The organism is Azospirillaceae bacterium (assembly GCA_028283825.1).
GTDB lineage: Bacteria > Pseudomonadota > Alphaproteobacteria > Azospirillales > Azospirillaceae > Nitrospirillum.
Window position 1 is genome coordinate 769,336 of record JAPWJW010000003.1, and the last position, 21,103, is coordinate 790,438.

A 21,103-nucleotide genomic window follows, 5' to 3' on the forward strand; every position below is an offset into this window, starting at 1 on the left:
TTCTCGTTATGTTCTAATCCGGAGTCGGCCGGCCGGTCAAGATGAGTCGGTATCCCGAATTGGGCCTATCCGGAATCGCCGCGATCATTGACGCGGCAGTGCCGTGAATATATGAAGCGTATACGTTTCATATATTGAGGATCGCCCCATGGGCATCGTGAAGATCGACGACGATTTGCATGAGGAGGTGCGCAAGGCCAGCACCGTCCTGTGCCGGTCCATCAACGCGCAGGCCGAATACTGGATGAAGATCGGCATGCTGGCGGAGGCCAACCCCACCCTGTCGCTGAACGACATCCTGCGCATCCAGCTGAAGATGGCATCCGTCCACCTGGAGCCCGGCAAGCGGGAACCGGAACCGGCGGCCCCGTGATGGTGAAGCGTCCCGACGAGATCGAGAAGCTGAGCGAGGCCGGGCGCCTGCTGGCCAACGTCTTCCAGATGCTGGACCAAATGCCGCTGGAGGGCATGAGCACCCTGGCGGTCAACGACCGGGTCGAGGACTACATCGTCAACGACCTGAAGGCCCGCCCCGCCAGCAAAGGGCAGTACGGCTACGGCTTCGTCCTGAACTGTTCCCGCAACCAGGTCGTCTGCCACGGCGTGCCCTCGGCCCACGACATCCTGGCCGCCGGCGACATCGTCAACCTGGACATCACGCTGGAGAAGAACGGCTACATCGCCGATTCCAGCAAGACCTACCTGATCGGCGCGGTGGCGCCCGCCGCCAAACGCCTGGTGCAGACGACGTATGAGGCGCTGTGGCACGGCATCCGCCAGGTGCGTCCCGGTGCCTATCTGGGCGACATCGGCCATGCCATCGAACGCCACGCCAAGCGCAACGGCTATTCCGTCGTGCGGGAGTATTGCGGCCACGGCATCGGGCAAGAGATGCACGAGGATCCGCAGGTGCTGCATTTCGGCCGGCCGCGCACCGGCCTGCGCCTGAAGGAAGGCATGGTCTTCACCATCGAACCCATGCTGAACCAGGGCACGGCCAAGGTGGAGACGAAGGACGACGGCTGGTCGGTGGTGACGGTGGACGGCAAGCTGTCGGCACAGTTCGAACACACCGTGGCCGTGACGGCGACGGGCGTGCGGGTGCTGACGCTACGTCCGGGGGAAAAGGGCCCGCACTGAAATCCCCGGCATTTTAAGGCCTTGCCCATAACGGGGTTTCGCCGCGCCCAGGATTGGATATTATATATTCTTAATGTCCAGCCCGCGCCCGTGGAAGCCGCCATGACCGACCTGACCCGCCGCCGCCTGCTCGCCACCGCCGCCACCATCCCGGCGGCGCTGTCTCTGCCGGGCGCCCAGCCCGCGGGTGCCGCACCCGCCCCGACGCCCGCAATCTCCGGCACGGCACCGGTCACGGTCCCCGAGGGGCTGGGCCCACGCGAACGGTTGCGCATGGACGGCGGCTGGCGTTTTCACCTGGGACACGCCGCCGATCCGGCCCAGGATTTCGGCTTCGGCGCCGACCGCAGCACCTACGCCAAGTCGGGTGACTTCAGCGCCCCGGTGGCCAAGGCGGACTTCGACGACAAGGACTGGGCCACCGTCACCCTGCCCCACGACTGGGCGGTGGACCTGCCCTTCACCCAGGCCCGCCTGCCGGGGAAAGAGGCGGCGGAGGCCATGGCCTACCAGGGCTTCAAGCCCTTGGGCCGGCAGTTCCCGGAAACCAGCGTGGGCTGGTACCGGCGCAGCTTCACCCTGCCCGCCAGCGATGCCGGCCGCCGCCTGTCGCTGGAATTCGACGGTGTCGCGCGCAACTGTCTGGTGGTGCTGAACGGCTTCATCGTCGCCACCAACGAAAGCGGCTACGCCCCCTTCCGCGCCGACATCACCGACTTCGCCAACATCGGCGGGGCCAATACCCTGGTCATCCGCGTGGACGCCACCCTGGGCGAGGCCTGGTCGTATGAGGGGGCCGGCCTCTACCGCCATGTCTGGCTGGTGAAGACCGCCGGGGCCCACGTGCCGCAATGGGGCACGGTGGTGCGCAGCACGGTGACGGGCACCGGCGCCGACCTTACCATCACCACAGAACTGGCCAACGAAGGCCCGGCGGCGGAGGTGCGGGTGCGCAGCACTGTGCTGGGATCGGACGGCAAGCCGGTCCTGCAACTGGACACGACACCCCTGGCCCTGGGCGATTGGGAAACCGGGGCGGTGACACAGACCGCCAGCCTGTCCAGCGCCGCCCTGTGGTCGCTGGAAACACCCAATCTCTACACCCTGGTGACGGAACTCAGCGTCGGCGGCGCGGTGGTGGACCGCTACCGCACCAGCTTCGGCATCCGCACCCTGCGTTTCGACCCGAACCAGGGCTTCTTCCTGAACGGCCGGCCGGTAAAGGTGAAGGGCACCTGCAACCACCAGGACCATGCCGGCGTGGGCTTCGCCGTGCCCGACCGCCTGCACGCCTATCGCGTGGAACGGCTGAAGGAGATGGGGGCCAACGCCTGGCGCACCACCCACCACCCGCCCGCCCCCGCCTTGCTGGACGCCTGCGACCGGCTGGGCGTGCTGGTGATGGAGGAAACCCGCCAGATGTCCAGCAACCCGGAAGGCATCAGCCAGCTGGAACGCATGATCCGGCGCGACCGCAACCGCCCATCCGTCTTCATCTGGAGCATCGGGAATGAGGAAATCCACCGCGGCACGGAACAGGGTGCGCGCATCGCCGCCAGCATGAAGCGCACCGTCCACCGCCTGGACGGCACACGGCCGATCACGGAGGCGTTCAACGGCAAGTTCGGCCAGGGCGCCAGCCCGGTGTTGGACGTCATGGGCTGCAACTACTACATGGATGAGATCGACGCCTTCCATCAGCGCTTCCCCAATCAGCCCATGATCGGCACGGAAACCGCCAGCACGGTGTGCACGCGCGGCGTCTACGCCCATGACGATGAGAAGCGCTACGTCTCCGCCTACGACGCCGAATACCCCAAGTGGGCCGCCACGGCGGAACAGTGGTGGACCTTCTACGACAGCCGCCCCTTCCTGGCCGGCGGCTTCGTCTGGACCGGCTTCGATTACCGGGGGGAACCGACGCCCTTCATCGGCTGGCCCAACACCGTGTCCAACTTCGGCATCCTGGACCTGTGCGGTTTCCCGAAGGACAACTACCACTACTACCGGTCCTGGTGGCGCGCCAATGAGGCCCACCTGCACCTGTTCCCACACTGGACCTGGACCGGCAGGGAAGGCCAGGAGATCGCGGTGTGGTGCCACAGCAACCTGGACGCGGTGGAGCTGTTCGTGAACGGCCACAGCGCCGGGCGCCAGACGGTCACCCGCAACCGCCACCTGGAATGGAAGGTGCCCTACCAGCCGGGCGTCATCGAGGCCCACGGCTACAAGGACGGCCGCCGCGTCCTGACCGACCGCCGCGAAACCGCCGGTCCCGCCAAAGCCCTGACCCTGACGGTCGACCGCGCCCGACTGGCCGCCGACGGCGACGACGTAGCGGTACTGACGGTCAGCGTGGTGGACGCCAAGGGCAATCTGGTGCCGGAGGCCGCCGACCTGGTGACCTTCGCCATCGAGGGGGGCGCCCAACTGCTGGGCGTGGGCAACGGCGACCCCACCAGCCTGGAGCCCGATCACGCGACCTATCGCAAAGCCTTCAAGGGCCTATGTGGCGCCATCGTCCAGGCGGGGCCCCAAGCCGGCAAGGTGCGTGTCACCGCCAAGGCAGAGGGGCTGAAGGCCGCGACGGTGGAACTGACCCTGGACAAGGCGGCGCTGGTGGAAAGCGTGGCGTAAATCGGCCCGCTCAAACCCGGAATGGATTAACGATGCGCAGTTGGCCGGCGATCACCAATCCATGCTGCATGTCCTCCGACCAGAGGACATCGCAGCCAGCGTGAAGTGCCGCTGAAACGATCATGGCGTCATAGAGGGACAGCCCATGCCGTTCCGCCAAGTCCAATCCCGTGTCGTGAATATCGACGGTGAGGGGATGGACGGTGACAAGGGCCCGCACCGTGTCCAGCAGCCCCCTCACTTCCGCCCAGGACAGGCCCATCTTGCGGCGGGCGATGTTGGCCAATTCGTTCAGCACCTGCACGCTGACCGCCCCGCCTTGGCCCAAGACCTCCTCCGCCCGGTCCGCCTTCGCCGCATCGGCGGAGGCGGCGTAAACCAGGACGTTGGTGTCGAAAAAGCTACCGGGCATTGGCGTCGTCGCGATCGAACTTGAAGTCGGCCGGCAGCCGTCCCCGGAACGCGCGCAGGCGTTTCAACAACTCATCCCGCCCAGACTTGCGGGCCACCGCGAATTCCCTGGCATCGGCGACGTGGATTTCGATCTCGTCGCCCTCCTTCAACTCCAGGGCCTCGACCACCGCCGCGGGCAGCCGAACCGCCAGGCTATTACCCCACTTCGCAACTTGCATGGCGCCCTCCTGGATATACTGACCTTGCAATGTGTATCCATGTCACCCGCCTGGCAAGGCCCCTCCGGCATCCGCTGGCACCCCACAACCATCATTTGTGGCGATTGTCCCCACCGCGATTGGACGCCCCCTGCCCGTCCCCTGACTATCGGGCGGCAGGTGGGGCGTCCGCATGAACCAAAGCCCCGCCGGTTGAACGATAAAGACCGATGGGGTTCGGCGTCATGGAAGTCTGGGGAATGTATCTGGACCAGCATCTGGTCCTGAAGTGGATGCACATCATCGCCATGGCCTATTGGCTGGGTGGCGAATGGGGCGTGTTCAACGCCTCGCGTCCCATCGTCAATCCGGCGCTGTCGCTGGATGAGCGGCGGCGGCACATGGAAACCGCCTATCGCATCGACATCATCCCGCGCACCGGCATCATCCTGGTGCTGCCGCTGGGCCTGCACATGGGCTATGATTTGGGCGTCCAGCCGCTGGGCGGCTGGTGGCTGGTGGGCATGTGGATCTTCGTCGCCTTCTGGGTGGCGCTGGCCCTGTCCGCCTTCTTCAAGCGCGGCACCGACATCGGCATCCGCCTGACCAAGATCGACGAGGCCATCCGCTACGTCGTCATCCCGGCGCTGTTCTTCACCGGCGTCTACAGCCTGGTCACCGGCGGCCCGCTGACGGCCTATTGGTATGCCGCCAAGGTCACGCTGTTCTCCGGCCTGCTGGTCATCGGCCTGATCCTGCGTTTCGTCATGCGCGACTGGGTCATGGCCTTCCGTCAGCTGGTTTCCGGCGGCCCCAACGCGGAAATCGAGAAGCGTCTGACGGCCATCATGGCCTTCTCGCGCAAGCTGGCCTACCTCTATTGGGCCGGCATCATCACCATGGCCTTCCTGGGCACGGTGAAGCCGTTTTAACATTCGTATGCCCTCACGCGCCGGGCGCTGGCATCCGCCAGCTGGGCTCACGGGCCTGACCGGCCCGGGCCGGCCGTCGCCGGCCTTCAACGGCGCGAGGCAAAACCGCGCGCCGTTGATATAAGGATGAGCTTTCATCACGGGCGTACCTACGAGCATCCATGGAACTGCGTGACCTGGAATACTTCCTGGCGGTGGTCGACACCGGCAGCTTCACCCTGGCCGCCCGCCAGCGGGGCCTGAGCCAGCAGGCCCTGTCCAAAAGCCTGGCGCGGCTGGAGGAGGAATTGGGCGTGACGCTGCTGGAGCGCACGCCCAAGGGCATCCATCCCACCCGCATGGGGGAATCCCTGCGCACCCACGCCCAGGCCGTGCTGGCGGAGGTCGGGCACTTCCGCCGCGACGTCGACGTGGCGCTGGGCCGCAGCGCCACGCAGTTCGCCCTGGGCATGAGCCCGGTGGCCGCGGCCGGCATCGGCGGCAGCGCCGTCGTGCGCCTGCAACGCCGCTTCCCCCGCCTGCGCCTGCATATCGAGGATGGGATCAAACCCCACTTCGTGCGCCTGCTGCTGTCGGGCGAGTTGGACCTGGCCGTCACCACCGGCACCGGGGAGGTCGATCCCCAGATCATCGTGACCCCCCTGGGCAAGGAGCGCTGGGTGGTGGCGGGCCGCCGGGGCAATCCAATCCTGGAAGCCGCCCACGGCATCGCCGGCCTGGCCGGCGCCGACTGGATGTTCGGCCGGCTGCCCGATGGCCTGAACGCGCCGGTGGATGAGCATTTCATCCAGGCCGGCCTGCCCCCCATTCAGCCGCAGATCAGCACCATCTCCGTCCCCTTCGCCCTGTCGGTGCTGGCCCGCACCGACATGCTGGCCATCCTGCCGCAGTCGCTGGTGGACGCGACACCCGACCTGATGGGCCGCGACCTGGCGCAGGGACGCTGGACCACGCCACTGGTGGCGCTACGCCGCCGCCGCGCCACCATGGCCGCCGTGACCGCCGACCTGATCGACATCCTGAAGGAGGAAGCGGCCCGCCTGAACGGCGAGGCCGCGTCGGATCACACGCGCGGCATTTGATCGTAAACGCTCAAATGCCCCCTCAATCGCCGGGCGTCGGCATCCGCCGACTTGGGCTTCCTCGCTGCGCCCTTCGGTACTCGCTGCGGGGCCGGCGGTCACCGGCCTCCCAAGGGCGCGAGGCAGCACCTCGCGCCCTTGGCATTAGGCTGTTTCCACCACCGGCAGGCTGGCGGGATAGCGCCCGACCAGCAACAGCAGGGCGGCCCCGCCGATGAACATCACGGCGGCGGCGGTCAGGATGGGCGTGTAGCTGCCCGTCGTCGCATAGACATACCCGTAGATGGGCGCCGACACCGCCGCCCCACCGCCGAAAGCGGCGTACAGCATGCCGTAGATGCGACTGTAATAGGCCATGCCGAAATAGCGACCGGCGAGGTAGGAGATCATGTCCGCCTCCGCTCCGGCCGCCCCGCCCAGCAGCACGGCCGCCAGCACGATCATGCCGGTGGAGTGCGTGTCGCTGATGAAGATGGCGCAGCCGATGGCTGGCATGGCCAGCAGGGGGAAAGCCGCCGCCGGCGCCCAGAACCGGTCCACCAGCAGGCCGGCACCCACGCGCCCGACGATGATGGCGAGACCGACACAGCCGGCGATCAGGGCGCCCATCTCCCGGCTCAATCCCTTCAGGCGGACCATGTTCTGCAGGTTGGTGTGAAAACCGCCATAGGCGATGGACACCAGCAGGAAGGCCAGCATCATGATCCAGAAGTGCCGCTCGCGCACGGCGGCGGCCAGGGTATAGCCGGTCTTCTGCAAGGGCACATGGCCCGCGTCCGCGGCCCGGCTTTCCGCCACCGTCGGTTCCCGCAAGGTGGCCCAGACCACCGGCAACGCCACCACCAGGGGCAGCAGGGCCAGTGCCGCATAGGCCCAGCGCCAGCCCCAATGCTGGATCAGGAAGACGGTGGTGGCGGGCAGGAAGAAGGCGGCCAGCCCGGTCCCGGTCAGCATGATGCCCAGGGCCAGCCCCCGGCGGCGCACGAACCAAAGATTGACGGCCCGCGACCAGGTGACGGGGGTGGAGCCGATGCCGACGACGCCGATCAGCAGATAAACCGCGTAGAACATGGGCAAGGAATTGACCAGCCCCAGCGCCGCGAACGCCACCCCGAAGCCCACCAGCGAGGCCAGCCCCACCACGCGGGCGCCGAACCGGTCGGCCAGCGCGCCGACGATGGGGGCGCAGACGCACCCCATCAGGCCGTAACACATCATCGCCGTCATCACGGCCCCGGCGTTCCAGCCGAATTCCTGCATCAATGGCTGCAGGAACGACCCGATGGTGTTGTAAGGCAGCGGCGACGCCCCGCACATGGTGCCCAAAGTCGCCGCCAGCAGCACAGCCCACCCGCGTGCGAACTCACCCTTTCCAGCATTGCCCGTCATCCCCCAGGTCCCCTTCCCGTTTCGGTTGGTTCACAGCTCTCCCCATCCGGCCCTTGAATGGGGCGGAGTCGGCGGCCCGGCGACGCGGGAGCCGTTGTTTTTCAATTGTTCGCGCAAGACGGAAAAGCGACCCGGCCACCAGCGACGCCCGGCCCCGCACCATTGTGCGGACAGGCGCCAAGGTTGCGTCCCTGCACGGCCGGGACACGCGGCACTATACGGTCTTCGGTCCCGCCGCCCCATTAAGGCTTCGTCCCCCATCATCCCGTCCCTGCGACTTATGAAATAGTCCGCGCCTGATTATGCCCGTGGCGCTTGTGTAAAATGATATATAGATCGATCTTTATATCAATAAGATTCGAACAAGACCAAAACACGGGGAGCGGGCAAATGACGACAAGCAATCCGGCTGAATCCATGACCGATGCCGAGGCTACGGCGGCACTGGCATCCTTGCTGGCCGGCATCGTCGGCACGGCGCACGTGCGCGGGGACAGCGCCAGCCGCATCCTTCATTCCCAGGATATTTACGCCCGCGCCGCCCATACCGCCGCCCTGGTGGTGGCCCCCGCCGATACGGCCGAACTGGCGGCCGTGGTAAGCGCCGCGACCGCCCGGGGATACCAGTGCGCGCCGCGCGGCGGCGGCATGAGTTACACCAAGGCCTATCTGCCGGCTTCGGACCGGACGGTGACGCTGGATTTAAGCCGCATGGACCGCGTACTGGACATACGCCCCGACGACATGGTCGTGACCGTGCAGGCCGGCTGCACCTGGAAAACCCTGAATGAGGCGCTGGCCCCCCTGGGCCTGCGCACGCCGTATTGGGGGCCGCTGTCGGGATTGCTGTCCACGGTGGGCGGCGGGCTGTCGCAGGGCAACGCCTTCTTCGGCGCGGGACACTACGGCACCAGCGGCGAAAGTATGGTGGCGCTGACCCTGGTGCTGGCCGACGGCCGTATCCTGCGCACCGGCGCACGGGGCCGCGACGGCGACAGCCCCTTCTACCGGTTCTACGGGCCCGACCTGGCCGGTCTATTCACAGGCGACTGCGGCGCCTTCGCCATCAAGGCCGAAGTGACCTTGCGCCTGATGCCCCTGCCCCGGCATGAGGCCTACGCCTCGTTCTCCTTCAAGACCGACGGTGCCATGTTCGCGGCCATGGCCGCCATGGTCCGCGCCGGCATCGCGTGCGAGATCTGCGGCTTCGACCCGCGCCTGACCCGCGTCCGCCTGAAGCGGGCCTCCTTGGCGACCGACCTGGGCGCCCTGAAGAACGTGATCGGCAAGCAATCCAGCCTGCTGGGCGGTTTGAAGGAAGCGGCGAAGGTCGCCATGGCCGGCCGCGGCTTCATCGATGCGGACGACTACGCCCTGCATATCGTCTGCGAAGGGCGCTCAGCGGCGGGTGTGGCCGAGGACATCGCGGCGGCGCGGGCCATCGCCACCCAGAATCAGGGGCAGGAGGTGGAGAACACCATCCCCAAGGTGATGCGCGCCCAGCCGTTCGGCGCCCTCAACGCCATCCTTGGGCCCCAGGGGGAACGCTGGGCGCCGATCCATTGCCTGGCCCCGCTGTCGCGCGCGCATGAGATCTTCACCGCCATGGAGGCGGAACTGGACGCCATGCGGGCGGAGTTGGACGGGCATGACGTCGAACACGCCTATCTGTTTACCACCATGTCCACCAACGCCATCATCATAGAGCCGACCTTCTACTGGCCGGACGCGCTGCTGGAACTGCACGCAGCGACGGTGGAGCCCACCCACCTGGCCAAGCTGCCCCGTCACGCGCCGAACCCGGCGGCGGCGGCCGTCCTGGAAAAGGCGCGGGAACGCCTGCTGGCCCTGTTCCTGCGCAATGGCCTGGCCCATTTCCAGATCGGCCGCACCTATCCCTATCTGGCCTCCCGCGACGCCGCCAGCCTGGACGTGTTGGAGGCGCTGAAGGCCATGCTGGATCCGGTCCACGCCCTGAACCCGGGCGTGCTGGGACTCTGAAAGGCCCCTCACGCGCCGGGCGCCAGCATCCGCTGGCTTGGGCTTCCTCGCATTCCAGTCCACTGCGTTTCCCGGAATGCTCCGGCGGCCCCGGTCAGGGCCTACGGCACGAGGCGCTGCCTCGTGCCGCCAGCATCAGAACGGCGCGTCGATATCGACGACGTCGATCAGCTTGTGGTTCACGAACTCCTTGATGCCCAGGCCCAGCAATTCGCGGCCGTAGCCCGACCGGCGGATGCCGCCGAAAGGCAGGTCAGCCTTCACCATGGTCGGGTGGTTGACGAAGACCATGCCGGTGGAGATCTTGCGGGCCACCTCGGCGCCATGCTTCGTATCGGACGTGAACACTGACCCGCCCAGGCCATAGGGGCTGTCGTTGGCGATACGAACGGCGTCGTCCTCATCCTTGGCGCGGAACAGCATGGAGACGGGGCCGAAGAACTCCCAATAGCGGGCGGGGTTGTCCTCGCCCACGTTGGTCAGGATGGTGGGCTGGACGAAGGCGCCTTGGCTGGGAACCTTCGGCCCCACCTCAGTGGCGGTGGCGCCGTGGGCGACGGCCTGGCGGATCTTGTCCTTGACCTCGTCGGCGGCGGATTGGGACGACAGCGGCGCCAGGGTGGTTTCGGCGTTGAAGGGGTCGCCCGCCTTCAGACCGGCCACGCCAGTCGTGTACTTGTCCAGGAAGCGATCATAGACCGCGTCGACGATGATCATGCGCTTGGATGAGACACAGACCTGGCCGCCGTTCCAATGCCGGCCGAACACCGCCCACTTCGCGGTCTTGTCCAAATCGGCATCCGCCAGCACCACGAAGGCGTCGGCACCGCCCAGCTCCATGGTGGACTTCTTCAGCGCCTTGCCCGCCTGGGCCGCGATGACGGCACCCGCCCCTTCCGACCCGGTCAGCGCCACACCATGGACGCGCGGGTCGTTCAGGATGGTCTCGATCTGCCCGCGCGTGGCGTACAGGTTCTTGAACGCCCCCTCCGGCAGGCCCGCCTGGCGCATCAGCACCTCGAACGCCGCCGCACTCTGCGGCACGTTGGAGGCGTGCTTCAGCAGCATGGTGTTCCCCGCCGACAGCTGCGGCGCGATGATGCGGGCGATCTGGTAATAGGGGAAGTTCCACGGCTCGATGGCCAGCAGCACGCCCAGCGGCTCGCACACCAGCGTGGCCTCACCCTCCGCCGGATCGGCCACCGGCAGCGTCTCCGGCGCCAACAGCGTCTCGGCATTGCGGGCGTAATATTCGAAGATGGCGGCGGACAGCTCCACCTCCGCCTTGGCCTCGGTGAACAGCTTGCCCATCTCCAGCGTCAGCAGTCGGGCGTAGGGCTCGGCCTCCTTCCGCAGGATGTCGGCCGCGTTCTGCATGATGCGGGCCCGTTCGGCGAAGGGCGTCTCCCGCCACGACAGGAACGCGGCGTGGGCGTTGTCGATGGCGTGGCCGACTTCCGCGTCGGTGGCATCGGGGAAGGTCTTCAGCACTTCGCCGGTATAGGGGTTCGTGGTCGCATAGGTCATGGCATGGGCTCCCTAGAACGGTGCGGGCCGGCCGGCGCAAATCGCGGGCGGGCCGAAAATCCGATGGAACCCCAATGGAATAACCTTCCCCGGCCCCCGGCCTTGACCTGGAACAATTCGGTCGCCAGCAGGCCAACCCTGGACTTTGGTGGCCTTGACGGACCGTGTCGGTGACCCCATGACGCCTGTTCCATCATGGTTGGCTCGCCCCCACATACGCGCGGGGTTGCCCTTCGCCCCCCGCACCTTGCATTCGGGCAACGCCGGGGCTAGCTTCCGGCACGCAAGGTGAGGGTGCGCCGCCGGCCCTGAATGGCGCGCATCTTCGCCTTTCCCCGGCCTCCAACGATTGGATTTGCGGCCCCATGAAGTCCGCCGTCATCGTCTTTCCCGGTTCCAATTGCGAACGGGACATCGCCGTGGCTTTGGAACAAGTTTCCGGCCACAAGACCGTGCTCGCCTGGCACCGTGACACCGACCTGCCCGAGGTCGATGTCATCGCCGTTCCCGGCGGCTTCTCCTACGGCGACTATCTGCGCTGCGGCGCCATGGCCGCCAACTCGCCCATCATGCGGGTGGTGAAGGAGCGCGCGGCCAAGGGCGTCAAGGTCATCGGCGTCTGCAACGGCTTCCAGATCCTGACCGAAGCGGGGCTGCTGCCCGGCGCGCTGATCCGCAACCAGTCGCTGAAGTACGTCTGCAAGACGGTGGACCTGAAGGTGGAGAACACCGACAGCCCCTTCACCAAGGGCTACACCCAGGGCCAACGCATCGGCATCCCGGTCGGCCATGGCGAAGGCAACTACGTCGTGGATGATGAGACGCTGAAGCGCCTGGAAGGCGATGGCCGCGTGGCCTTCCGCTACACCGATGCCGAGGGCGTGGTGAATGCGGCCGGCAACCCCAACGGCGCCACCAACAACATCGCCGGCATCTTCAACGAGACGCGCACCGTGCTGGGCATGATGCCCCACCCGGAACGCGCTTTCGATCCCCAGCACGGCAACACCGATGGCCGTGCCGTGTTTACCAGCCTGCTGGAGAGCCTGTCGTGAGCAAGACCACCCACAGCCCCGACAAGGAACCCGTCGTCACCGCCCAGCTGGCGGCCGAGCATGGCCTGAAGCCCGACGAATACGCCAGCATGCTGGAAAGCGTGGGCCGCGCGCCCACCCTGACGGAACTGGGCATCTATTCCGTGATGTGGTCGGAGCATTGCTCCTACAAATCCTCCCGCGCGTGGCTGAAGCAGCTGCCGACGACGGCGCCCTGGGTCATCTGCGGCCCCGGTGAGAACGCCGGCGTCATCGACATCGGCGACGGCCAGGCCGCCATCTTCAAGATGGAAAGTCACAACCACCCCAGCTTCATCGAGCCCTACCAGGGTGCGGCGACCGGTGTGGGCGGCATCCTGCGCGACGTCTTCACCATGGGCGCCCGCCCCGTGGCCAACCTGAACGCCCTGCGTTTCGGGGAGCCCTCGCATGCCAAGACCCGCCACCTGGTGGCGGGCGTGGTGGCCGGCATCGGCGGCTACGGCAATTGCGTCGGCGTGCCCACCGTGGGCGGCGAGACCAATTTCCACAAGGCCTACAACGGCAACTGCCTGGTCAACGCCATGACCGTGGGCGTGGCCCAGACCGACAAGATTTTCTATTCCAAGGCCGCCGGCGTCGGTAAGCCCGTTGTCTATGTCGGTTCCAAGACCGGCCGCGACGGCATCCACGGCGCCACCATGTCCTCGGCCGAGTTCACCGAGGACAGCGAGGCCAAGCGCCCGACGGTGCAGGTGGGCGACCCCTTCACCGAAAAGCTGCTGATCGAAGCCTGCCTGGAACTGATGGCGACCGACGCTATCGTCGCCATCCAGGACATGGGGGCCGCCGGCCTCACCTCCTCCTCCGTCGAGATGGCGGGCAAGGGCGGCCTGGGCATCGACATGGACCTGGACGCGGTGCCCCAGCGCGAAGCCGGCATGACCCCGTATGAGATCATGCTGTCGGAAAGCCAGGAGCGCATGCTCATGATCCTGGAACCCGGCCGTGAGGACGAGGCCAAGCGCATCTTCGACAAGTGGGAACTGGACTTCGCCGTCATCGGCACGCTGACCGACAACGGCCGCCTGGTCATCCGTATGCACGGCCACACCTGGTGCGACCTGGAACTGGCGCCGCTGTTCGACAAGGCGCCGCTGTACCACCGCCCGACGGAAGCGACCCCGGCCCAGGCCGAGATCGCGGCCGCGTCCGTGCCGCTGAAGCAGTCGGCCCGTGACACCCTGCTGGCCCTGATGGGCACGCCGGACCTGGCCTCGCGCCGCTGGATCTGGGAGCAGTACGACAGCCAGGTCGGTGCCGACACCGTCATCGGCCCGGGCGGTGACGCGGCATTGGTGCGGGTGCACGGCACGCCCAAGGCGCTGGCCATGACCACCGACTGCACCCCGCGCTATTGCTACGCCGATCCGGTGCGCGGCGGTGCCCAGGCGGTGGCGGAAGCCTACCGCAACATCATCACCGTCGGCGCCCTGCCGCTGGCCATCACCGACAACATGAACTTCGGCAACCCGGAGAAGCCCCGGATCATGGGGCAGTTCGCCGGCTGCATCGAAGGCATGGCCGACGCCTGCCGCGTCCTGGACTTCCCCGTCGTGTCGGGCAACGTCAGCCTGTACAACGAGACCAACGGCGAAGGCATCCTGCCCACCCCCGCCATCGGTGGCGTGGGCCTGCTGAAGGACAGCACGCTCGCCATCGGCAGCGGCTTCCGCAACGAGGGCGACACCGTCCTGCTGTTCGGCGCCACGGCCGGCCATGTCGGCCAGTCGCTGTACCTGCGTGAGGTGTTCGGCCGCGAGGAAGGCACACCCCCGCCGGTGGATTTGGCCGCTGAGCGCCGCACCGGCGACCTGGTGCGCGGCCTGATCGAGGCGCGCCGCCTGACCGCCTGCCATGACCTGGCCGATGGCGGCCTGGCTGTCGGCTTGGCGGAAATGGCCCTGCGCGGCCGGAAGGGTGTCGCCCTGATCGGCCTGGATGGTGCCGATGCCGGCCTGCTGTTCGGTGAGGACCAGGCCCGCTATCTGGTCACCACCACGGTCGCCGACGCGGCGGCGGTGACGGAAGCCGCCAAGGCCGCCGGCGTGCCGGTCACCAACCTGGGCACCGTGGGCGGCGACGCCCTGACAGGCCTGGCCGGCGGCGCCCTGCCCCTGGCGGAGCTGCGCAAGGTCCACGAAGGCTGGCTGCCCGGCTTCATGGCCGGCGACGCCGCCTGACCGCCTGACATCCGTGCAACAATCGACGGCATGAGCTAGCCTCATGCCGTCGTAGCCTGCGACCGCAGGCGCCGGAGATTTCTGGGAAGCGTCAGCGGACTGGAAATCGAGGACAAGCCAAGCCGGCGGATGCCGGCGCCCGGTGCTTGAGGGAACACTGAAAGGAACAAACCCATGGCCATGGACGCGTCTGAGATCGAGCGTTTGATCCGGGAGGGCATTCCGGGCGCCGAAGTGCGCATCGAGGACCTGCGGGGCGATGGCGACCATTACGCCGCCTATGTCTCCGCGGCGGCCTTCAAGGGCAAGAGCCGGGTGGCACAGCACCAGATGGTCTACGCGGCGCTGGGTGGCAAAATGGGCAATGAACTCCATGCCTTGGCCCTGACCACGGCGGCGACGCAGGACTGATCTGAGAAGATCGCGCAGCGGTATACCGGTTGTTCCCACTGGACAGACGGCCCGCGCGCGCTCATTTATTGCACGTGGGTTGCTGGATGAACTTGTTCACCGGGAACGGTAACATGGTTGCCAGCGCTATCCGGGCCCCTGCCCGGTTCAGGTTTGACCGCCGGTCGCCGCTATCTTGAGCGGCGGGATGGCACCAGAGGATCGATCGTACATGGACAAGACCGTCGAAGAACGCATCCGCCGCGACATCACCGAGAACGACGTCGTGCTCTATATGAAGGGCACGCCCGTGTTCCCGCAGTGCGGCTTCTCCGCCGCCGTCGTGCAGGTGTTGAGCCACCTGGGCGTGAAGTTCAAGGGCATCGACATCCTGGTCGATCCGGCCCTGCGCCAGGGCGTCAAGGAATTCAACAACTGGCCGACCATTCCCCAGTTGTTCGTGAAGGGTGAATTCATCGGTGGCTGCGACATCGTCCGCGACATGTATGAGTCGGGCGAGCTGGTGCAGCTGCTGGCCGAAAAGGGCGTCGCCTCGCAGGCCGCCGCCTAAGCGACAGCGCCGCGCACTCACGTGAAAAGGGCCGCCCCGGGAAACCGGGCGCGGCCCTTTTTAATGGCCCCAGGGGCCGTGCTTCCTCAATGGAACATCAGGTAGATGATGATCAGAACGGGAAGCGGAACACCCAGCAGCCACAGAATTCCGTACCTCATCGCGACGATCTCCCCTCAGTTCTTGGGATAGGGCCTGTTTCATTGGCCCTGACACCGAGGGAAACGTTGGAGCGCCGGTTTTGTTCCAGCAATCGCCATGGAACAAAAGTCCACGCTCACGCTTGAGCGGATGGTCTTTCCCGCTTCGGAGGCGACATGTCGAGAAACCCGTGGCTGCGCACCGGCTTCGATAGCTGGATGCTGGGTGTGGAGGCCATGCAGGTCATCACGCTACGCACCTGGAAGCTGGCGGCCGGCGGTGCGGCGGCACAGACCGAGGCGCAACGCATGGTGACGGAGAAGATCGCGGCCGGCCTGGACCTGCAGCTGCGGGCCATGACGGGGGACCTGGGTATGGACGCCCACGGGGCCACCGCCAAGGTGCTGGCCCATTACCGCCGCAAGGTGCGCGCCAACCGGCGGCGGCTGGGAAAGGCGGGATAGCGCCTTCCCCATGCTGTTATAGCAATGGCCTTTGATCTTGACCGATCAAAGCCCCCCTCAATCGCCGGGCGCCAGCATCCGCTGGCTTGGCTTCCTCAGTTTCCAGTCCACTGCGTTCCCCGGAAACTTCCGGCGGCCCCAGTCGGGGCCTACAGCGGCACGAGCCAAGGTCTCGTACCGCTGGCCTTATTCCCTGCCGCGCACCCGGGACCACGTCTTGCCAGCCTGGCGCAGGACGCTGTACCAGCGCTCCCGGACACTCCACAGCGCCGGCGGGTGGGTGGCCTCTTCCAGATAGCCCAGCGACAGCAGCGTGGGTTCGATCAGGCGCAGCACCTGGCGTCGCTGGCGGCGGTGGCGCACATGCTTGCCGATGGCGCCGCGGCGCACGGACTTGGATCGTTCCGTCAGGGCCGCCTCATCCACCGGACGCTCCAGGAAGGCCAGGATGCGGCGGGAGACGGGGATGAAGTCCCGGCACAGATCCTCATACCGCACCTCCAGGTACCGGCCGGGCAGCATGATGCCATAGTTGCGCCCCACCTCCACGCTGTTCAGCCAATGCAGGGCGTTATAGATGTGCGGCCGGCGAACATAGGCGCGGTTGGTCATGGACAGGCCGCGCCAGCCTTCGATCTCGGCATTGTTGAAGTAGACCTTGCGCCAGAACTTGGTCTGCGGCGGCACATGGTCGCTGAAGGCCACGTCCAGGCCGTCGCGCAGCAGGTGGACGAAACGCGCCTTGGGGAAAACGGCGGCGATGATGGGCACGATGTAGGTGCTCTCGCACAGCTTCCAGCCCCAGGGGGAGCGGCCGTCATAGCCCGTCAGGTGCTCCATGATGGCGGTGACGAACAGGGCCTCCAGATCGGCCGGCCATTCCTCGTCCCACAGCACCTGATAGTTCGGATAGTAGTCCTCCACCAGCCGCTCGATCAGCGGCAGGATGGCCATGGCGTCGTTGGACTCATTCAGCTTGCCGCCGATGAATATCCCCTGGTCGTCCAGCATCTGCGCCAGCAGGCGGCTGCCGGAGTGCGACTTGTTGTAGACCACCACGGGCGCCGGCAGGTCGGCAAAGCGGCGCCGCAGCCGTTCGATCGTTCCGCCCTGATTGGCGACCTGACGTACCCGGGCCGGCGCCACGGCGGCGGCCTGGGACTGCGTCCCCCAATTCTTGGCATATGCGTTCGACAAGAGTTTGCCCCATCACAGTGAACGGCCGCACCTCCCCACGCCCGGAGCAATCCAGGTGATTGTGCGGCTTGTAGTCACAGGACGTTTTGTGACCTTCCTATTACGTTCCGCGATGAAGAACCCTATCTCCACTGGACGAAGAAAATTGGCTTCTTTCAGTTCCTCCCAGCATTACCAAAGTCGTAAAAAATTTATTGGAATATCAATGAAATCAGGATGTTAAATACGTTCATTGCAGTTATGCATGTTACTGTTATACTGTTCGTTATATTCACGTACGCCTAATGTTGTATGGGCCGGCACGGCCAAATCACACGCCCCGCGCGCGCAAAAGAAAAGGCCGCACCCAAGGGATGCGGCCTGATCTTGAAAGCGGCCCCCCGGATGCCCGGGGAGCCGAAACGCGGACCTGGATTAACGCGAGTAGTATTCGACGACCAGGTTCGGTTCCATGGTGACCGGGTACGGCACATCGGCCAGGCCCGGGCCACGGACGAAGGTGCCCTTCAGGGCGCCGGTGTCGACCTGCACGTATTCCGGAATGTCGCGCTCACCCGAGGCGGAGGCCTCCAGGATGATGGCGAACTGCTTGGCCTTCTGGCGCACTTCGATGGTGTCGCCGTCCTTCACCCGGTAAGAGGCGATGTTCAGGCGCTTGCCGTTCACCAGGATGTGGCCGTGGTTGATGATCTGGCGCGCGGCGAACGGGGTCGGCGCGAACTTCATGCGGTACACCACCGCGTCCAGGCGGCGCTCCAGCAGCTGCACCAGGTTCTCACCGGTGTCGCCCTTGCGACGGACGGCTTCCTGGTAGATGCGGCGGAACTGACGCTCGCCGATGTTGGCGTAGTAGCCCTTCAGCTTCTGCTTGGCCATCAGCTGCAGACCGAAGTCCGACGGCTTCTTGCGGCGCTGGCCGTGCTGGCCGGGGCCGTATTCGCGGCGGTTGACCGGGCTCTTGGCGCGGCCCCACAGGTTGACGCCGAGGCGGCGGTCAATCTTGTACTTGGACTCTAAACGCTTGCTCATCTCTAAGCTCCAAAACACCGCTGACGCGGCTTATTGTCCCGGTAGTTCCATGCCGCTCCGCCGATCGGAACGCATGGACGGGGTTAAGGGGAGAGATCCCCCGGACCCACCTTCCCGGGAAGTGAAGGCCGGCACTATAAGCGGCACGGCCCTGAAGTCAACGGAAAGTGCCGCCCCCGGCCAGCGCCGGCCGCAGACGGCCCATGCGGCGGAGGAACTGCCGCCCCAGGAGCCTGTCCCCTATTCCGCCGCGCGGGATGCCGATTGGCCGACCACGGCGCGCACGGCTTCCAGTACCGGGCCGGGTTCGGTCCGCGCCAGCCAGTCCGGGCTGACATCGACGTATCGCACCACGCCGTCCCGGTCGACCACCACCACGGCCGGCATGGGCAATTCCCAGGTGCCCGTGCCGATGATGTCGCCCAGCGAGACGCCCTTGGCCGTCAACGACGCCTGGGAGGCCGCGTTGGCGGTATAGAGGATGCCCAGCAGGCGGCCCAGCGCATTGTCACGGTCACTGGCGACAAGGAATGTCAGGTCGTGACGCCGCTTGATCTCCACCAGGCGCTCCGGCACCTGCGGGCTGACGGCCACCAGTTGCGCGCCCAGGGCCTTCAAGCCCGGCCACAGGTGCCGCTCATAATACGGCAGCGCGATGTTGCAGGCGGGACAGCCGGCGAAACGGAAAAACACCAGCACCACCGGTCCCGGCGCGCGCAGCGCATCCAGCGCCAGCGGCGCGCCCTCCACATCCGCCAGCACCACGCCGTCCAGCCGGTCCCCCACCTTGACGAAGGCCTCGACGTCGGCGGTTTCCACCAGTTCGCGCCGTTGGTCGATGTTCACCTTCAACTGCGCCGGATCCATGGTCGCCACCCGGTGGGCATGCAGGTCGGCGAACAGCTGGGTCAGGCTGGGCTCGGGCGTAATGGACGGTTGGCTCACGGGCGATCTCCAGCCTCGGGGGGTGGGCTCTTCCCACTGTGGCAGGGGAAAGCCTTGGAAAAACCCGAGGAATCCTTGATCACCTTATTGGCCGGCGTGAAGTGCGGTGTTTTCAGCGTACCGGGGGTTGGGGTTGGGTGCGCAGTTGTTGCTGGATGTAGATTAATTCCATCGCGGCCAGTTCATCGTCGGGAACGGCCGCCAGAGCCTGGCGATAGGCCGCCTCCGCCTCATCCAGCCGATCCATGGCCATGTAAAGGCCACCCAGCCCATCGTAGGCGTCGCGGCTTTCCCGGCCCCGCTCCTCCATGGGCGCCAGGTCCAGCGCGGCGGTGGCCGCCTGATAGGCCTCCAGCGCCTGGGGCATTTTGTGTTCCGCCTTATAGATGGCGCCCATCTCGACAAGGATGGGGGCGTTGGCCGGCGACAGCACGCGCGCCCGTTCCAGACTGGCTTCCGCGCCGGCGACATCATCCAGGGTCAGGAGTTCCCGGCCCTTGTGGTAGTAGGCCATGGACAGCCCCGCCTCCACCACCCGGGCCTTCTGCCCCTGGGCCAACGCCTGCTGCATGTAGCGGGTGGCCTCTTCCGCGGTACGGGCGCAGTAAAACCGTCCCTGGACGGCGCGGTAGCGGCCTTCGTAGATCACGATGATCTTGCTGAAATGGTCATCCACCGCCCGGCGCGCATCCCCCGCCCGCACCGCCAGCAAGCCTTCCATCAGCCAATGATGCAGGCCCAGGTCGGGTGTGAGGTCGGCCATAGGCAAATCATTCGTTGCCATCGTGGCGCCAGCGGCGGCACCCGTCCATGGAAGGGCGGCCACACAGAAGACCAGCGCGATGCGTCTCCAAAGTGCAAGGTTGCACATGCCGCCCCTTCACTGGAAATGGGGTTGTCTGGCCTTCTGCTGCTGGACGTATGCCAGTTCGTGCTGGGCGTAGGCATCCTGGGGGTTCTTTTCCAGGCAGGCCTTATAAATGGCCTCGGCATCGTCCAGCTTGCCGGTTTCGGAATAGATATAGGCGATGCCGTGCTGGGTGACCGCCTCTTCCCTGGTGGCGTTCTGGCGCTGAAAGTTCACATGTTCCTTGGCCGCCTGGTAGGTTTCCAGCGCCAGGGCCCAATTCTTTTGCGTCTTGTAGAGATTGCCCAACTCATTCAGGTAGTGCGAGTTGTACGGTGAAAGATCGCGCGCACGTTCCAACGCCGCCTGGGCGGCCGGAAGGTCCCGCAGTTCCACCAAACTGAATCCCCTGAAGAAGTAGGCGGCCGCCCACATGGGCGGCAGGGCCCGGGCCGAGTGTTTGCTGGCGGCGGCCAGGAGCATGTATGCCATCGCCTCCATACCGTCGCCGGCACAGTAGAGCGTCTCCGCACTGTCCTTGTAACGGGCATCGTAAGTGGCGATGACCTTGTCAAAGTCTTCGATGGCCGGGCGTACCTGGCCGGTGCGCATCAACTGCACCCCCTCGGCGATGGTCCGGACCATGGCCTGGTCTTCCGCATCCTCGGCCGCCTTTTTCGGATCAACCGCCTTTGACGCCGTCTCACCGGAAGGGGGCGGCGCGCCCGCGTCAACCGGTATCGCCGGCTGCACCACAGACGGTGCCGGCTGGTCCTGCGCCCAGGCCTGCACGGTCGACAGCACCGCCCCCATCATCAGAACAGCAATCGTTGTGCCCCTCATCCGCGCCCCCCGGCTCTGGTTCCCCATCCCGCAATCACGCAAGATTGCAGAATGGCAACCATACTATCAGGACGGTTATG

20 protein-coding genes are annotated in these 21,103 nt (G+C 66.3%); 11 read left to right on the forward strand and 9 right to left on the reverse strand.

What is annotated here, in order from left to right:
- The first annotated feature begins 148 nt into the window (after positions 1–148).
- The 3 genes from PW843_15525 (at position 149) to galA (ending at position 3,777) form a co-directional block, all read left to right on the forward strand.
- Positions 149–373 (forward strand): ParD-like family protein, encoded by a 225-nt coding sequence (locus PW843_15525; GenBank protein ID MDE1148010.1) that lies wholly within the window; start codon positions 149–151, stop codon positions 371–373.
- On the forward strand, positions 373–1,140 hold the full coding sequence (map, locus tag PW843_15530) for a type I methionyl aminopeptidase (GenBank protein ID MDE1148011.1): 768 nt from the start codon (positions 373–375) through the stop codon (positions 1,138–1,140). The genes PW843_15525 and map overlap by 1 nt, the downstream gene beginning before the upstream one ends.
- Positions 1,141–1,242: 102 nt before the next feature.
- Complete coding sequence (gene galA / locus PW843_15535; protein ID MDE1148012.1) at positions 1,243–3,777, forward strand: beta-galactosidase GalA; 2,535 nt, start codon at positions 1,243–1,245, stop codon at positions 3,775–3,777.
- Between the two features lie 10 nt (positions 3,778–3,787).
- Here the strand turns inward: galA and PW843_15540 are convergent, their stop codons facing one another.
- Together PW843_15540 and PW843_15545 are read right to left on the reverse strand one after the other, a co-directional pair.
- The gene (locus PW843_15540; protein ID MDE1148013.1) at positions 3,788–4,189 is read right to left on the reverse strand and encodes a PIN domain-containing protein; all 402 of its coding nucleotides are present in this window, start codon (positions 4,187–4,189) and stop codon (positions 3,788–3,790) included.
- A complete protein-coding gene (locus PW843_15545; GenBank protein ID MDE1148014.1) occupies positions 4,179–4,409 on the reverse strand; it encodes an AbrB/MazE/SpoVT family DNA-binding domain-containing protein in 231 nt (76 codons plus the stop codon). Before PW843_15545 ends, PW843_15540 begins: the two co-directional genes overlap by 11 nt.
- Before the next feature lie 224 nt (positions 4,410–4,633).
- Here PW843_15545 and PW843_15550 point away from each other — a divergent pair, with 224 nt between their 5' ends.
- A complete protein-coding gene (locus tag PW843_15550) occupies positions 4,634–5,320 on the forward strand; it encodes a hypothetical protein (protein ID MDE1148015.1) in 687 nt (228 codons plus the stop codon).
- Positions 5,321–5,481: 161 nt separating this feature from the next.
- A complete protein-coding gene (locus PW843_15555; GenBank protein ID MDE1148016.1) occupies positions 5,482–6,402 on the forward strand; it encodes a LysR family transcriptional regulator in 921 nt (306 codons plus the stop codon).
- 144 nt (positions 6,403–6,546) lie between these two features.
- On the opposite strand, the gene PW843_15560 is transcribed toward PW843_15555, so the two are convergent.
- A complete protein-coding gene (locus tag PW843_15560) occupies positions 6,547–7,791 on the reverse strand; it encodes an MFS transporter (GenBank protein MDE1148017.1) in 1,245 nt (414 codons plus the stop codon).
- 390 nt (positions 7,792–8,181) lie between these two features.
- Between PW843_15560 and PW843_15565 the strand changes: the two genes are divergently transcribed.
- The gene (locus PW843_15565) at positions 8,182–9,792 is read left to right on the forward strand and encodes an FAD-binding oxidoreductase (GenBank protein MDE1148018.1); all 1,611 of its coding nucleotides are present in this window, start codon (positions 8,182–8,184) and stop codon (positions 9,790–9,792) included.
- Positions 9,793–9,927: 135 nt separating this feature from the next.
- Here PW843_15565 and PW843_15570 read toward each other — a convergent pair whose 3' ends face one another.
- Complete coding sequence (locus PW843_15570; GenBank protein MDE1148019.1) at positions 9,928–11,319, reverse strand: NAD-dependent succinate-semialdehyde dehydrogenase; 1,392 nt, start codon at positions 11,317–11,319, stop codon at positions 9,928–9,930.
- Between the two features lie 365 nt (positions 11,320–11,684).
- Here PW843_15570 and purQ point away from each other — a divergent pair, with 365 nt between their 5' ends.
- From purQ to PW843_15595, 5 genes are all read left to right on the forward strand, one after another.
- A complete protein-coding gene (purQ, locus tag PW843_15575; protein MDE1148020.1) occupies positions 11,685–12,374 on the forward strand; it encodes a phosphoribosylformylglycinamidine synthase subunit PurQ in 690 nt (229 codons plus the stop codon).
- On the forward strand, positions 12,371–14,596 hold the full coding sequence (gene purL / locus PW843_15580) for a phosphoribosylformylglycinamidine synthase subunit PurL (GenBank protein ID MDE1148021.1): 2,226 nt from the start codon (positions 12,371–12,373) through the stop codon (positions 14,594–14,596). The genes purQ and purL overlap by 4 nt, the downstream gene beginning before the upstream one ends.
- Before the next feature lie 174 nt (positions 14,597–14,770).
- On the forward strand, positions 14,771–15,007 hold the full coding sequence (locus tag PW843_15585) for a BolA family transcriptional regulator (protein MDE1148022.1): 237 nt from the start codon (positions 14,771–14,773) through the stop codon (positions 15,005–15,007).
- Between the two features lie 211 nt (positions 15,008–15,218).
- Complete coding sequence (gene grxD / locus PW843_15590; protein ID MDE1148023.1) at positions 15,219–15,557, forward strand: Grx4 family monothiol glutaredoxin; 339 nt, start codon at positions 15,219–15,221, stop codon at positions 15,555–15,557.
- A 317-nt stretch (positions 15,558–15,874) separates the two neighbouring features.
- Positions 15,875–16,162, forward strand: coding sequence for a hypothetical protein (locus PW843_15595; protein ID MDE1148024.1), 288 nt, complete (start codon positions 15,875–15,877; stop codon positions 16,160–16,162).
- Positions 16,163–16,348: 186 nt separating this feature from the next.
- On the opposite strand, the gene PW843_15600 is transcribed toward PW843_15595, so the two are convergent.
- The 5 genes from PW843_15600 to PW843_15620 all read right to left on the reverse strand — a co-directional run bounded on the left by PW843_15600 (position 16,349) and on the right by PW843_15620 (position 21,023).
- Positions 16,349–17,359, reverse strand: a complete 1,011-nt coding sequence (locus PW843_15600) for a sulfotransferase (GenBank protein ID MDE1148025.1) — start codon at positions 17,357–17,359, stop codon at positions 16,349–16,351.
- A 414-nt stretch (positions 17,360–17,773) separates the two neighbouring features.
- On the reverse strand, positions 17,774–18,388 hold the full coding sequence (rpsD, locus tag PW843_15605; protein ID MDE1148026.1) for a 30S ribosomal protein S4: 615 nt from the start codon (positions 18,386–18,388) through the stop codon (positions 17,774–17,776).
- A gap of 240 nt (positions 18,389–18,628) precedes the next feature.
- Positions 18,629–19,333, reverse strand: coding sequence for a peroxiredoxin-like family protein (locus PW843_15610; protein ID MDE1148027.1), 705 nt, complete (start codon positions 19,331–19,333; stop codon positions 18,629–18,631).
- A 112-nt stretch (positions 19,334–19,445) separates the two neighbouring features.
- Positions 19,446–20,096, reverse strand: coding sequence for a tetratricopeptide repeat protein (locus PW843_15615; protein MDE1148028.1), 651 nt, complete (start codon positions 20,094–20,096; stop codon positions 19,446–19,448).
- A gap of 117 nt (positions 20,097–20,213) precedes the next feature.
- Positions 20,214–21,023 (reverse strand): tetratricopeptide repeat protein, encoded by an 810-nt coding sequence (locus PW843_15620; protein MDE1148029.1) that lies wholly within the window; start codon positions 21,021–21,023, stop codon positions 20,214–20,216.
- Positions 21,024–21,103 lie beyond the last annotated feature (80 nt).